Annotated in this window: 11 protein-coding genes; all 11 read right to left on the reverse strand. The window is 60.0% G+C overall.

Translation table 11 applies throughout. The annotated features are described in order from the left end of the window. Position 1: 1 nt before the first annotated feature. Positions 2-1,153, reverse strand: coding sequence for a TIGR03088 family PEP-CTERM/XrtA system glycosyltransferase (locus tag AC3WQY_RS09515; protein ID WP_492707767.1), 1,152 nt, complete (start codon positions 1,151-1,153; stop codon positions 2-4). A gap of 81 nt (positions 1,154-1,234) precedes the next feature. After that, on the reverse strand, positions 1,235-2,824 hold the full coding sequence (xrtA, locus tag AC3WQY_RS09520; RefSeq protein WP_492707769.1) for an exosortase A: 1,590 nt from the start codon (positions 2,822-2,824) through the stop codon (positions 1,235-1,237). After that, a complete protein-coding gene (locus tag AC3WQY_RS09525; protein WP_492707771.1) occupies positions 2,818-4,035 on the reverse strand; it encodes a TIGR03087 family PEP-CTERM/XrtA system glycosyltransferase in 1,218 nt (405 codons plus the stop codon). The genes xrtA and AC3WQY_RS09525 overlap by 7 nt, the downstream gene beginning before the upstream one ends. Before the next feature lie 3 nt (positions 4,036-4,038). Continuing rightward, positions 4,039-5,094 (reverse strand): FemAB family XrtA/PEP-CTERM system-associated protein, encoded by a 1,056-nt coding sequence (locus tag AC3WQY_RS09530; RefSeq protein WP_492707774.1) that lies wholly within the window; start codon positions 5,092-5,094, stop codon positions 4,039-4,041. After that, positions 5,087-5,923: an XrtA system polysaccharide deacetylase gene (locus AC3WQY_RS09535; protein ID WP_492707778.1), complete on the reverse strand. Its 837-nt coding sequence runs from the start codon at positions 5,921-5,923 to the stop codon at positions 5,087-5,089. Before AC3WQY_RS09535 ends, AC3WQY_RS09530 begins: the two co-directional genes overlap by 8 nt. Before the next feature lie 17 nt (positions 5,924-5,940). Then, positions 5,941-7,035: an XrtA/PEP-CTERM system-associated ATPase gene (locus AC3WQY_RS09540; protein ID WP_492707782.1), complete on the reverse strand. Its 1,095-nt coding sequence runs from the start codon at positions 7,033-7,035 to the stop codon at positions 5,941-5,943. Between the two features lie 3 nt (positions 7,036-7,038). Continuing rightward, on the reverse strand, positions 7,039-8,532 hold the full coding sequence (locus AC3WQY_RS09545; protein WP_492707787.1) for a TIGR03016 family PEP-CTERM system-associated outer membrane protein: 1,494 nt from the start codon (positions 8,530-8,532) through the stop codon (positions 7,039-7,041). A 67-nt stretch (positions 8,533-8,599) separates the two neighbouring features. Then, a complete protein-coding gene (locus tag AC3WQY_RS09550) occupies positions 8,600-9,517 on the reverse strand; it encodes an XrtA-associated tyrosine autokinase (RefSeq protein ID WP_492707792.1) in 918 nt (305 codons plus the stop codon). Positions 9,518-9,520: 3 nt separating this feature from the next. Further along, complete coding sequence (locus tag AC3WQY_RS09555) at positions 9,521-11,092, reverse strand: XrtA system polysaccharide chain length determinant (RefSeq protein WP_492707796.1); 1,572 nt, start codon at positions 11,090-11,092, stop codon at positions 9,521-9,523. Between the two features lie 130 nt (positions 11,093-11,222). Next, positions 11,223-11,813: an XrtA/PEP-CTERM system exopolysaccharide export protein gene (locus tag AC3WQY_RS09560; protein WP_492707805.1), complete on the reverse strand. Its 591-nt coding sequence runs from the start codon at positions 11,811-11,813 to the stop codon at positions 11,223-11,225. A gap of 384 nt (positions 11,814-12,197) precedes the next feature. After that, a partial coding sequence (locus AC3WQY_RS09565; protein WP_492707800.1) for a ThiF family adenylyltransferase occupies positions 12,198-12,961 on the reverse strand: 764 nt, incomplete at its 5' end.

Consider the following 12,961-nt stretch of genomic DNA (forward strand, 5'->3'; position numbering starts at 1 on the left):
ATCAGCTTCTCGCTTGTAGTGTCGGCACGCCACGGCTCGACATCAGTTCGTCGTACATGGACATATAGGCATCCACCATGACGGGCAGCGCAAAGCGCCGCTCCGTTTCCGCGCGCGCCGCTCGGCCCATTCGATGACGCAGAGCCGTATCCTCGGCCATCTGCACAAGCCTATCGGCCAGTGCCTGCGGCTGCCCCGCCGGCACCAGCCAACCAGTGACACCGTCCTGGACCAGCTCCACATTGCCCCCCACGGCCGTAGCGATCACCGGCAAGCCACTGGACATGGCCTCGAGAATGGTATTGGAGATGCCCTCGGCAAGCGAGGGCAACACAAAACAGTCCATACCGCGCATCCACAATGCCACATCGTCCCGATCGCCAGGCAGCCAAGCCAGTTCCGCCAGGCCTGCAGCGGCTAGTTCAGCAGCCGCCTGGGCGCGCAAAGGTCCGTCACCGGCCATGACCAGGCGCAGGCGGCCACGCAATCCGGGCCGTGCCTGAAGTGCCGCGATGAAGGCTCGCACCAGATTGAGTTGATCCTTCACGGCTTGCATCCGACCCACGGTGCCGACAAGCAATAGCTCGGGGTCCGTGAACGGACAGCCTGGGATCGGCTCTCGCCCTGACGCCGGCGGATGAAAGCGCATGGCGTCCACGCCGTTGTAGATTTGTTGGATACGATCTGCAGCAATGCCCACGGGCTTGACGAGGTAGCCCGCCAGATCCTGGGACACGGTGACATACCGATGCACAAAGGGACTGTAGACACGGCGCATGACTTGGTAGCGCCGCCGCGTGCCATCCAGATCATTCACGTCCCGTCCATGCTCGCCGTGCACGCGCACAGGCACCCCGGCGGCCCAGGCTGGCACCGCCGCCTCAAGCGCGGCGAAGTTGCGCGTGTGCAAAATAGCGGGCCGCAGTTGCCTGAACAGGCGGAACATGGCCGGGTAAAGGCGAAACCCCTGCCCCGGCGGTTTGTGCAGGGAGATGAATTGCACATCGTCGCGCTGGATGCGCCGCGCAAAGCTTGGGTTAACTTCCGTGAGCGCCACCACGGCATGCCGATACCGCGACGCTGGCATCCGATTGATGAGGTTCACCACACCGTTCTCCAAGCCGCCGATGTCGAAACGGTAGAGCATGTGCATGATCAACGGCGCAAGCGAGGCCCCAGTCTGGCCGACAGCAGATGCCGATGTGGATGTCACAGGGTTCATGGCCTGAGGACGTCAATTCGCTGCGGAGCCGGTGGCGCGCGCGCGCTGCAACTCGCGGTCTATCGCGGTCAAGTTGGCCTTCAGGAATGAGGTGGCAACGGTTTCGCCGTCCACACCCTGGCGCTTCGGGAGGTAGAGCACCACGGTAGCGCCGTCGTCTCCGTGCCCCAGCAAGCGGTACAGCACACCAAAGGCCTTCGCCTCAGCTTTGCTGGCGGTCCAGCGCCCATTCACCCAATACAGCTGCCAAACCTGCAGCCGTTCCTCTGGCGCCCCTTGTCCAGCATTCGATCTCAATTCCGAGGTGTTCAGCGCCAACGCTTGGTCGCCTAGCTCGAATTGTGTGCGGCCAACACTGACCTCAGACCATTGCTTGTTGTCCGTTCTCACCAGTTGGTTCTGATCGCTGACGAGCTTGCGCGACGCGTCCTGATGGCGGTAATACCCGACATACAAACCAAGCACATGGTCGTCCTTGCTGAAGGTCTGCTTCAACACGGCGGAGGGCTGGAGAAAGCTGGGTTCCCATCCGAATGATTCGGGCGAAATCTGCTCAAGCCAGCCGTTGGCGGCAAGGGCGACGGGCGTCAGCACGGGCTCGCCACTCTTCTCCAAATGCTTAAGCGATGTCAACGCAATGTGTGGCACGCCCAGTACCAGCGCCGCCGCCAAGGCAACCATCGTGAAGGTCTGTCGCGCGCTGCGCTCGTTGGCGGCATTGCCGGTGCACGATATCGGCATGCCCAGCGGGCTCGTGCCCTCAGGGTCGGCGAATCTGCTGCCGATCATGAACATGCCCAGGCTGACGATACCGAAGAAGATCCAGCCGGCGATGATGTGGTCGACGCCGGTGCCCAGCTCGTTGCCGGTGAGATGCGCAACCAAGACCACCAGATAGGCACGCACCCAATTTGCAATGATCGGCACCACGATCGAGGCACCTACAAACGCCAATCGCTTGCTCAAACGCTGGTAGTTCAGATACGCAAACAGGGTGCCGACCATCACGGAGGCAATCAGATACCTCAATCCACTGCAGGCTTCGATAACCGACCAGTGGCCTGTCGGTATCACAAACTGCAACCCTTCGCGGAAGACCGGAATGCCGCTAAGCCGCAGCGCCGCTACCGTGACGTCGGCGGTCGCGTAGGTCAAGACGGGAAACAAGAACTCACCGAATGGGACGGCAAAGAAGAGAAACCCCAGCGGGAATATCAGCACCTTCGCAACCTGCATGCCCAGCAAGGCCGGCACCAGCAGGACCAAACTTGAAACAAGCGCAAAGTGCCTGAGCGCGTTGGTCGCTGCCAATTCGCCGATCAACCACATCAATGCAGCTGCCAGCAATGGCAGCAAGAACATCGGCGACGGCCTAATTACGCAGGCGAGCACCTCCCGCCTCTTCTGCCAAATCAACCAGGCCGAAATAGGTGGCACAACGTAGGCGTGCCGGTAATTTTCCGAACCTTCCCACATCCCCACCAGCGAGGTCACAGTCTCCCAATACAGTGCGAAGAATCCGAGCAGGAAGCCAGCCAGCAGCACTGCCGATAGACGCCAGCGCTGCGCGGCCGGGAGGTTGATGGTGTCAGCACTCAGCACGAGGTCTTCTCCAGCACAGGACGAGGTCCGATAAAGCGATCAATAGGTCGCAATTGCTTGTCCCACCGACAATGTTCAAGTACAAATTCTCGCGCAGCAATGCCCAGCCTCCGCACGTCGGCACTGCCCAAACGCAGCAGACGTCCGACCGCCTCCGCAAACGCCTCAGCGTCTGTTGCTCGAAAGAGGCCCTGCTCCGCGGAAGCCCCGACAGCTTCGGCACATGACGGCACCGTCACCACGGCCTGCGCCATCGCCATCGCTTCGAGAATCTTGTTCTGAATGCCTCCCGCAAGGCGTAGCGGCGCCACCACGGCGGCGGCATATTGCAAATAGGGTCGCACATCAGGCACGGTACCGCTGACGACCACGTACTCGCTTGCCAAGGCCAGAACCTGCGGATCCGGATTGCGCCCGACAATGTAAAAGCGCAGTGTCGGCCAAGTATTCAGCAAAAGAGGCAGTATGTCGCTGACGAACCATCTGACACCGTCGATATTGGGCAGATAGTCCATTGAGCCGGTGAACACGAGGGCCAGCTCATCGGACGAAAAGGGACTGGCTCGATCGGCATGAGGCGCGAAAAAGACGGCGTCCACACCGTTGCGCAGCACCCCCACGGAGTCACTGCACTCCGGCGCCGTCGAGCGGAACAGAGCCGCTTCGTGCGGCGTCACAAAGAAGGACTGGCGAGCGCGTCCCGCGACTGCGCGCTCAAAGGCCTGCAGGCGGCGACCTTCGCGCGCATAGACCCAAGACATCGGCCAACCATGCTCCGAGGCATACTTGGTCCACTTTGCGGAGTCGACGTCGACAAAGTCCACCACGGTCGGAATGCCTCGCGGAGCATACGGCGCCATCGCCGAGGTAAACACGACAACAGCATCGATGCGCAGCCGGTCGACGGTGGACTTGACCCAGCGCTGGAGCGCGGCATCGTGAAAGTAACCCAAGGTCAAAGGCTCACCGCGCAAGAAACAGATCAACGACCGCAGCTTTGCCCGCCAAGGCCGGAGACGGCAGACCTGCAGATCTGGGCAGAGACGCTCCAGTTCAGGCAGGTACTCCTCGTCCCCAGGGTCGTCCACAAAGGTGCCGAGAAATACGCGATGGTGTTCTTGCAGATGCCTCAGCAAATGGTACGAACGCAGTTTGTCGCCTTTGAAAAGCGGCAGCGGCATCCGATGCACCAGCATGAGCACATTGGCCATGGCTCAGCCTAGGTTACGCACCAGCATTGGCCCAATCAGCTCGGCTATCGGCAAGGGCAGGCGTTTCCATCCTTCGATGAACAGGTGGTACTTCTTGTTCGTCGGATTGTTCTGCGGAATGCTGTCCCGAGTGATCAGGTCGTACTGATAGTGCAATTGCTGCGGCTCGAAGCCCCAGAGCCGCTTGAACTCGAACGAACCGGTACCCTTCTTGCTGCGTCCCAGATCGAACACGGTGCACCCCCGTTCGGCGGCACGTTTCATCACCGACCAGTACTTGAGATCATTGGCCGCGGTGTTGCGGGCCGCGCGGGACTCGCCCGCGTAATAGGCCAGCACTTCATGCTTGAAGTAGAAGCACAGAATGCTCGAGATGCAGCGGCCTTCCCTGTCGTGGATGGACAGGATCTCGCAGCGCGCTCCGAACACCTGCTTGAGTTCCCGGAAGTACTGCTGCTGCAGCACCGGCGTGCCATGGTTGCGAGCGTTCTCCGAGAAGACGGGATAGAAATTCTCGACGGAGTCGTCAACCACCGCGCGCAAGCCCAGCTTCTCGGCCTTTCTGACCATATTGCGACGCTTCTGCGGAATGCAGAGCATCTTGTCGTCCAGCACCGCCGGTATGTTCAGCTTGAAAGTGACATAGAGTTCTTGGGTAGGCCAATCCCCACGCCGACGTTGCTGATTGCGCAGTTCGAGATAGTCGACCCCAAGTTCCCGCGCCAGGCGCGAGGCCTCGCGCTCCAGGGCTTCGGCGGCGTCGGCATCCACTGCCGCCACGCCACCGTAGACGCCAAACGGCAAGCCTGTCAGCGATTTGCCGAACAGCCAACTGGAAATATGCGCCAAGGGCAGCACTCCCAGTACCTCGCCACTGCCCGACTCGGCGTACAGAAAGTAGGTCGCGTGCCGGAAGGCCTTGCGAATCACCGCCTGCCACCCGGCGAGATGGAAGAAGCTGGCTTGAGGATTGCCTTCAACAAAAGCATCCCAACGCGCTGCGCCTGCGGCGTCACTCTCATCCAGGCGTTTGATCGTGAACGATACGGGCTCAGGCAACCTGCACCTCACGCATCCCGGGCGTCATGAAGATTTCGTCCATGCGGCCCCACGAGAAGTCGCTCAGCAGCCGGTCCAACTTCGCTTCGTTGCGAGGCAGATTCACGTAGTGGCGGAAGCGCGTCCTGGCGTCTATGCCCGCCACGCGCGGCTGTTCCGGATCGATTTCCCAGGGGTGAAAATAGAAGATCGCCGATTGCCGCGCCTGCTCGTTGACGCGCTGAAACATCCAGCGCGACAACGCGTACGGCAGCAAGCGAAAGTAGCCACCACCACTGGCCGGCAAGTTGCGGCCGAACATCTCCAGTGTCGTGATCGGGACTTCCAGCAAGCCGTCGCGCACCGGATGCGCGAAGCGCGGTGCATCAGGCATGCCGTAGTGGTCATGCCGGATCGGATAGACGCTGGAGCTGTAGCGATAGCCCGCCTCCTGCAACACGTCAAACGCCCACAGATTGGCGGTGCCGATTGAAAAGCTGGGGGCGCGATAGCCTTGCACCGCTTGCCCAGCAATGTCCTCGAGCAGTTGTTTCGCGCGCACGACGTCCTGGCGGAATGCATCCACGCTCAGGTCGCTCGCACGCTCATGCCCGTAGCCATGCGACGCCAGCTCGTGTCCGGCATGCGCGATACGCTGCACCAGACCAGGATAGCGCTCAGCGATCCAGCCCAGTGTAAAAAACGTGGCCTTGACTCCATGCCTGTCCAGCATCGCCAGGATACGGTCGACGTTGCGCTCAACGCGACACTCGCACCGCTCCCAATCGCCACGAGCGATGTACGGGGCGAATGCCGAGACCTGGAAATAGTCCTCGACATCAATCGTCATGGCGTTGCGAAGTTGGCTCACGGCTTGCCCTCACCGGAACCACCACGCACCGCCTCAACGAACTTTTGCAGCAGTCCTAGTGTCTGCAGATTGATGCGCTCCAACCTCATGAGGCTGGACTCAAGGCTTTGCAAACGATCCATGACCTGGTGCTGGCCGAGCTGGCCGAAATCGGTAGCAATACCATCCAATGCCCCAGGTTCATGCTCAAACTGAGTCAGGTCGATGCTTACGCCTTCATCGGGCAATGCCGCAAGCGCCCGCTGTGCACCACCTTGCACGGGTGCAATGGCTGGCAGCTCGTTTTCCTTCGCAACGTCTTGGAGCACCTCTTCAACATCGGCGACGGAAAGATGGGTGCGACCGGCCATGAAACCCAGCAAGAGCAGACGATCGCACAGCGAATTGATGCGTCTTGGAATGCCTTGGCTGGCGCTGTGAATGGAGGCGAATGTTTCCGGATCGAAGCTCGGCTTGCCGGTACTGCCGGCACATTTCAGCCGATGCTCGATATAGCGCTGGGTCTCGTCCTCTGCCAGCGGGCCAATGTGGCAGGTCGCCGCCACACGTTGACGAAATTGCTCCATCTCCGGGCTCTGCAGAATTTGCCTGAACTCGGGCTGCCCGACCAGAAAAGTCTGCAGCAAAGACTGATTGCCGAATTGAAAATTCGACAACATGCGCAGTTCCTCGACCGCACGCGAGGTCAGGTTCTGTGCCTCATCCACGATCAACAAGCAACGCTTGCCCTGCGCCACCTGCCCCACCAGGAAAGCCTCCAGCGCCATCAGAAGCTCGGATTTGGAAAGCTCCTTGACGCGTACGCCAAAGGCGGCCCCGACCATGCGCAACGTGTCTTCGGCGTCCAACTGCGTGGTCACGACGTTGCCGATCACCACATTGCTGCGGTTGAGGCTGTCGAGCAGCCCGCGCAGCAAGGTGGTCTTGCCGGCGCCAATCTCGCCGGTGATCACGATAAATCCGTCGCTGCGCAGCACACCGTAATCCAAGTACGCCTTGGCACGGCGGTGCTGCTTGCTGCCGAAATAGAAACTTGGGTCGGGGCTGAGCTGAAAAGGCTTGCTGCTCAGTCCATAGAACGCTTCATACATGGTCTAGAACTGCTGGACCAGGGTGACGGACAAAGCGTTCTCCCGGTAGGGTTTGATGAGGCTGTAGAACTGCGCATGGCGCAATCCCAGTTGACCGGAAAGCTGACGGCCCAGCCGGGCATTCCAATTGGCCGCGATGGCCTTCAAATGCGTACTCTGGCTCGCCAGATCGCCGCGCGTGCGGAGGTAGTTAGTCGTCAGAGAGAGCGAAGACTCCAGCGTCAGCCGGTGGCTCAGGCTAAGCGCTACACCCTGCTGCCTGACGAAGCCGCTGGTGGCCAGATCGTCCGCCCGGCCAGGCTGCGGCCCGAGGCGAACAGAGCGGCTCTGATTAATCGAAGCAATGAGCGCGGTGCGTACGCCGGTCCAGGAAAAAGAGGCGTCCTGGCGACGAGTTCGAAGCGGTGCGCTGCTGATGAATCCGCTGCCGACGATGGCATCGGGTGAGAGCCCATTGGCCTGCAAGTAGGCTTTGACCAGTTCGTCACGTTTGACTGGGTCAGGTTGAATACTGGCGAACTGCTGGAACAACAGTTCATAACTCGTCAACTGCCCACCCGCCCCAGTGACGCCACCGGCGCTTGAATCAGCGCTGTCACTCAGCCGCCAAGCGGAACGCGCCATGCGGTGCTCGAATCGCAGGCTGTGGCTATTACCGTAGACGTGATGTTGCCAGCTGAGCTGCACGTTCGTGCGGGGTGTCGGCGTCCATCCGACGTCAGCTCCATAGGTCGTGCCGGTGGTCTGCGTGATCGATCCCAAATCGCTGCGCTCTGCCCCTGCCAATGCGCCCGCGGTCCAATCGACGTCTGGACGCCAGCGCAGCCCGGCCGTCTGGGACGAGGTCCGGCTGCTGCGGCCGAGCTTGACATCGGTGGCTTGGACTTGCGAATTCAAGTACCAGCTGAGCGGCTGCTGCGCGCCAGTCAGATTCTCAACCCGCAATGAGCTGAGGCGGCCGCTCACGTCACCGCTTGCGCTGTTCTTGGTGCGTGTCTCCGTGAGGCTGCTACGAAGGTCATAACGCACCAAGCCAAAGAGTTGGCCTTTCATGATGGGCGTCAGATTGACCTGGGCTGTCTCGGCCTGGTTCTGGTTCACCAGCGAGTTATTGCCGCCGACCGCACCGAATGCCGACAGCGCCTGTTGCCCCACCTGTGCTCGAGCATCCATGCTGAGCCAGTTGTCCACGAGCTGTGCACTTGCACTGGCTGCAAGCATGTTTTGGGTTCGGGTCTTCTGATCGGTCTTGCTGTAAGCCAAACCGCTCAGGCTGTAGTCCAGGACAAAGCGCGCCCTTGCAGAATTCATCGACATGCTGACGCCAGGCGCCAAGGTCGAGATGATGGCTCGGTCTTTGGCCGCGTCGTCGAGCTGCAGGTTATCCGTCACCATTTCGGTAATGGAAAGGCGCGGCACGACTTTGAGGCCTACTGCCGGCGCCCCCGCCCCCTGTCCTTGTGCCTGCGCAGCACCGGCCAGACACAACAAACTCATGGTCGCAAGCTGGCAAGCGCGCGCACGGCCATGGTTGGTCAAAACAGGCCGACCGAACATTCTTGCGTCAAGCCGCCTTGGCACTGTCGTCATTCGAATATCCGTAGCCATAGCCGTAACCATAGCCATAGCCGTAGCCGGTTGAGGCCCCCCCGCGGGCATGGTTGAGGATCATGAGCTTGAGCGGGCAGGCCTCGATCGTAGCCAGGGCCTGCTGCACAGCGCTTTGCAATGTCGTGTCAGCACGCACAACGACAACGATCTGCCCCATGTGGGACGCCAGCACGCGCGACTCCGTAGTGAGCAGCAAGGGTGGCGAATCGAAAATGATGATCCGGTCGGAATAGCGCTCGGCCATGTCACTCAACAAGGCCGTCATTGCGTCACTGGCAAGCAATTCAGTTGCACGTGGATGGGGAGTGCCGCTGGGCAATACCGTTAGCTTGTCGATATTGGTACGCAAGAGCACATCGGCAATGGAAGCGCGCTCCTCCAGAATGTCGAGCAAACCGGGCCCTGGCGGAAGGCCGAGCATGCGCAATACCGAAGGGCGCGCGACGTCGGCGTCCACCAGCATGACGGTGTTGTCCATCTCCGCCGCAATACTCATGGCCAGATTCAGCGAGGTGAAGCTTTTACCCTCGCCTGGCAAGGCGCTCGTCACCATGATCAAGTTGGCGTGATTGATGGTCTCCGCCCCTTTGCCCATGGCATTCTTGATCAGGGGACGTTTGATGACGCGATATTGGTCCGCCAACATCGAGCGCGGCGCATTCGGCGTCAACAAGCCCTGAGCAAGCAGCATGTCCAAATCCAGATCCACGCGCCGGGATAAGGCGTGACTCTCAGCGCTTGCAACGGGTGGTGCAACTTGCCCGGCTACTGCTGCGGCTTGCACCGCTTGCGGCTCCAACTCAGGAACGCTAACCCCGGATTGGCGCAGCTGCTCGAGGCGCTGCGCGGCTTGTTCAATCAGGCTACTCATCGCTCACCCCACCTGCTTTGCCAACAAAATTGCCATCGCCGTCATTCCCACAGCAAATGCACCGATGAGCCCCAAGGCGGCAGCACCAAAGCGCAGCAAGTCGATGCGTTCGCGCCGCTTCTCACCGACGGTCACCAAACTTGAGACCACCCCAAGAATCGGCAAGCCGCTTCGTGCTCGAAGTTCTGCAGCGTCATGGAACACCGGGCGCAGCTGGCATGCAACGAAGCAAGTAAAAATACCGGCCATCAGCGAGGCCACCAACGCACCGGCAAGGAGAAGTATTCGGTTAGGCGCGACAGGTTTGTCGGAGGCGCGCGGCGGATCAATCAAGCGGAAGTCTGCAACACCGCTGGCGACATCCAGCTCACCCGAAATCGCTGCGGACTCGCGACGCGATACAAGGTCTTCGTAATTCTTCTTGTGAATCGCATAGTCGCGATTCAGCTGAGCCGCCTCCGCCTCCAATTGCGGGGACGTCTTCATGGCGTTAAGCGCAGCTGCGTAACGGCTTGAATACTCTTGAACGCGTGCGCGCAGCGCCGCGACCTGCACCTTGCTAGAGGCCAGCATGCGCTGCAATTCCTGCTGCGCGATGTTGCCGCCCGTCGCATTGCCTGCGGGAGCCGCCAGTGCAGCCTTGCGAAGCTCAGCGACCTCCTTGCGTTTTTGCTCTTCCAGGTCCTTGATCAATTTCCGCGTACTCAATACATCGGGGTGGATGTCGGTGTACCTCTGCAGCAGAACGTCGAGATTGCGCTTCTGCGCATCGATGCGAGCGTCGATCTCCGGCGTAGAGACCCCGAGGGACGAATCCGGCAGCAAATTCGGCATGGCCGAATTCTTTGCATCGCCGGCGAATTGCTGCTCAGCGGCATCTCGCGCATTCTCAGCTTCACGCAGTTCGAGGCGGGCACGATCCAACTGCGCCGACAGCTCAGCCAGCCTTGCAGCCGAGTCCTTGCCATCGGCCGCCGTCAATTCGATATTGCGCAGCCGGAAGGCTTTCAAACGCCCTTCAGCCTCCTCCAGCTTCGCCTCATAGTTCTTGATCTGCTCGTTGATGAAGGTCGCCGCAGTGGCCGTGTCTTTTCGGCTCGCACCCAGGCTTGACTCAACAAATATGGAAACAAACGATTGAACAACTCGCTTGGCAGTTTCGGGATCCTTGTCTCGATACGACAAGGTGTAGAGGTTGTCCCGGGCGGTGCTTTGGATTGCCAACGCCTTGGTCACCCGATCGATTGTCGCTTCTTGCTCTGATTTGGACTGGCTCTTCAGATCCAGATCCGCCATACGCACGAGCTTCTCGACATTTGGTCGACTGATCAGCGTGCGACTGAGCATCACGACCTGCTGTTCAACGTTCGGCTGGATCGCCAGACCGGACATCAGCGGCTTCAGGATCGACTGAGTGTCAACGTAGATACGCGCGCTGGCCTCGAAACGATCCGGCATCAGCAGCACCACGACAGCCAAAATCGCGCCAACAAGCCACGCGACGACCACACCGTACCAACGGTACTTCCACATGCGCTTTGCGACGGAAAGCAACTGGGCTATCAATAAGTCCATCGGAATAACACTTGGTAAGGAGGGGAACCCACATTCACCGACCGGCCCTCACGACCGAAGCGGTCAAGACGAACACGAGGCCGGCAACCGGACAGGAGAACAAGACCAAGCCCGCAGGGGCTCAATCCAATCAGAAAATGCTTTGCGGCACGATCAGGATGTCGCCCGGACGCATTTCAACGTTGGCCGATACGTCTCCGCGCTTGATCAGATCTTTCAATCGCACGGAGTACTGCTTGTTGCCTTCAGACGATCGCAAGATAGTGGCGTCGTTGCCCGCCGCAAAGTCCGTTAAGCCACCCACTGCGATCATCACATCAAGCAGCGTCATCTTCTGCTTGTAAGGCAAAAACTGAGGCTTGGCTGCCTCCCCGACGACGCGAATTTGCTCGCTGTACGGCCCCACGAAGCCCGTCACAATGACGGTCACCACGGGGTCCCGCACGTACTTGGACAGCTGCTTCTCGATGTCCCGTGCAATCTCGATCGAGTTCTTGCCCTGCGCCACGAGTTCATCGATGAGCGGTGTCGCGATCTTTCCATCGGGACGAACCGGCACAGCCATCGAGAGCTCAGGATTACGCCACACGATGATGTTGAGGCTGTCACCCGCACCGACGATGTAGCTGTAATCCTGGCTGGCAACCTTCGCTGGCGCTGCGGGCAACCCACTGCCACCGAAACCTGCGCAGGCAGACAACGCCGACACCACGCAACCCATGATCACAGCTTGCACTGCACGGCGATACGACTTGATTCCAAGCTTCACGACGAATCCTCTCTACGATCCAATTCTTCAGGTCAGGAATCATGGCACATCGACAACGGTCGAGCGGACCAGAAAACCAAACTTGAGCTACCCAACAAACACAAGCGCCCACTGTGAGCAAAGTATCGACAGCTTTCGTGCCGACCACCTGAAGCTCTTGCCTAAACGCGTGACGGACCACACGACATCAGGCCGAGACCGACCGTGCTGATTGGCTGCGCATTGCACCCTAGTCGCCCCGACCATGCAAACCCCCCGACTGAGTGCCGCCCTGCCTCATGGCACGTTTAGCAGCACTACGTCACGCCTGGGCAGGCTTGCCGACATTGCACTTGGTCAGTTCTGAGCCGCTTGCCCGCGCAATACCGGCCTAATAAATGCCAACAACAGCCGCTGCATGGGATTGGCGTTACCCCAAGGGCGCCATGTAAAACGCAGACGCTGATGAAAGGCGTCAAATTGCATGGCCCAGGGGGCGGCGCGAAGTTCGCCACGCTTGAGAATTAGCTTCAAGACCGAAGTTGCCATCACCCCCGCGCATAGATCACAGGCCATCATCGTGGAAGGCCCCCGGCGCTCAACGAAGTTAACAGCTTCCGGGGCAACCATGTAGCTGCGCTGAAGCATCGCCGGAGACAGCCCAGCAATGAAGCGCGCATATTGCTCCTGCACCGACTGCCCTTCAAATTTGAAGTAGTCCTCAAAACTCATCCCACCGGGACGGAAATAAAGCAGCGACACACCCATACCCAGCGGCGCAGCGGTCAGCACAGGAATGCCCCGTCGCTCGCATTCCGAAAAGATCAGCTTGCGCGCATCCATGGCAAAAAAATCAATGCCATCCACATACACATCCACGTCGCGCAGGAAATCACCCACATTATCCGGCAGCACCCCCTCCGGAAAGAGGCGCATCCGCGCCTCCGGATTGACCTCCAGCGCCATGCGCCCAAGCACTTCGACCTTGGGCTGACCCAGCGTAGCCATTTGCGCGCCAACTTGCCGATTGAAGTTATGCACTTCAAATCGATCGAAATCCGCGATATTGAAATTCCCGAGCCCCAAGCGTGCGAGCGTCATGAGGTGGGCCCCGCCCACCC

The sequence above is a fragment of the Roseateles sp. FW301-B2 genome, from assembly GCF_058788955.1.

Bases quoted from the DNA above. Each gene is read 5' to 3' on its own strand.
- AC3WQY_RS09560 (WP_492707805.1), bottom strand. From the start codon at position 11,813: ATGGGTTGCGTGGTGTCGGCGTTGTCTGCCTGCGCAGGTTTCGGTGGC.
- AC3WQY_RS09540 (WP_492707782.1), bottom strand. From the start codon at position 7,035: ATGTATGAAGCGTTCTATGGACTGAGCAGCAAGCCTTTTCAGCTCAGC.
- AC3WQY_RS09535 (WP_492707778.1), bottom strand. From the start codon at position 5,923: ATGACGATTGATGTCGAGGACTATTTCCAGGTCTCGGCATTCGCCCCG.
- AC3WQY_RS09550 (WP_492707792.1), bottom strand. From the start codon at position 9,517: ATGAGTAGCCTGATTGAACAAGCCGCGCAGCGCCTCGAGCAGCTGCGC.
- AC3WQY_RS09515 (WP_492707767.1), bottom strand. From the start codon at position 1,153: ATGCACATGCTCTACCGTTTCGACATCGGCGGCTTGGAGAACGGTGTG.
- AC3WQY_RS09525 (WP_492707771.1), bottom strand. From the start codon at position 4,035: ATGGCCAATGTGCTCATGCTGGTGCATCGGATGCCGCTGCCGCTTTTC.
- AC3WQY_RS09555 (WP_492707796.1), bottom strand. From the start codon at position 11,092: ATGGACTTATTGATAGCCCAGTTGCTTTCCGTCGCAAAGCGCATGTGG.
- AC3WQY_RS09545 (WP_492707787.1), bottom strand. From the start codon at position 8,532: ATGAGTTTGTTGTGTCTGGCCGGTGCTGCGCAGGCACAAGGACAGGGG.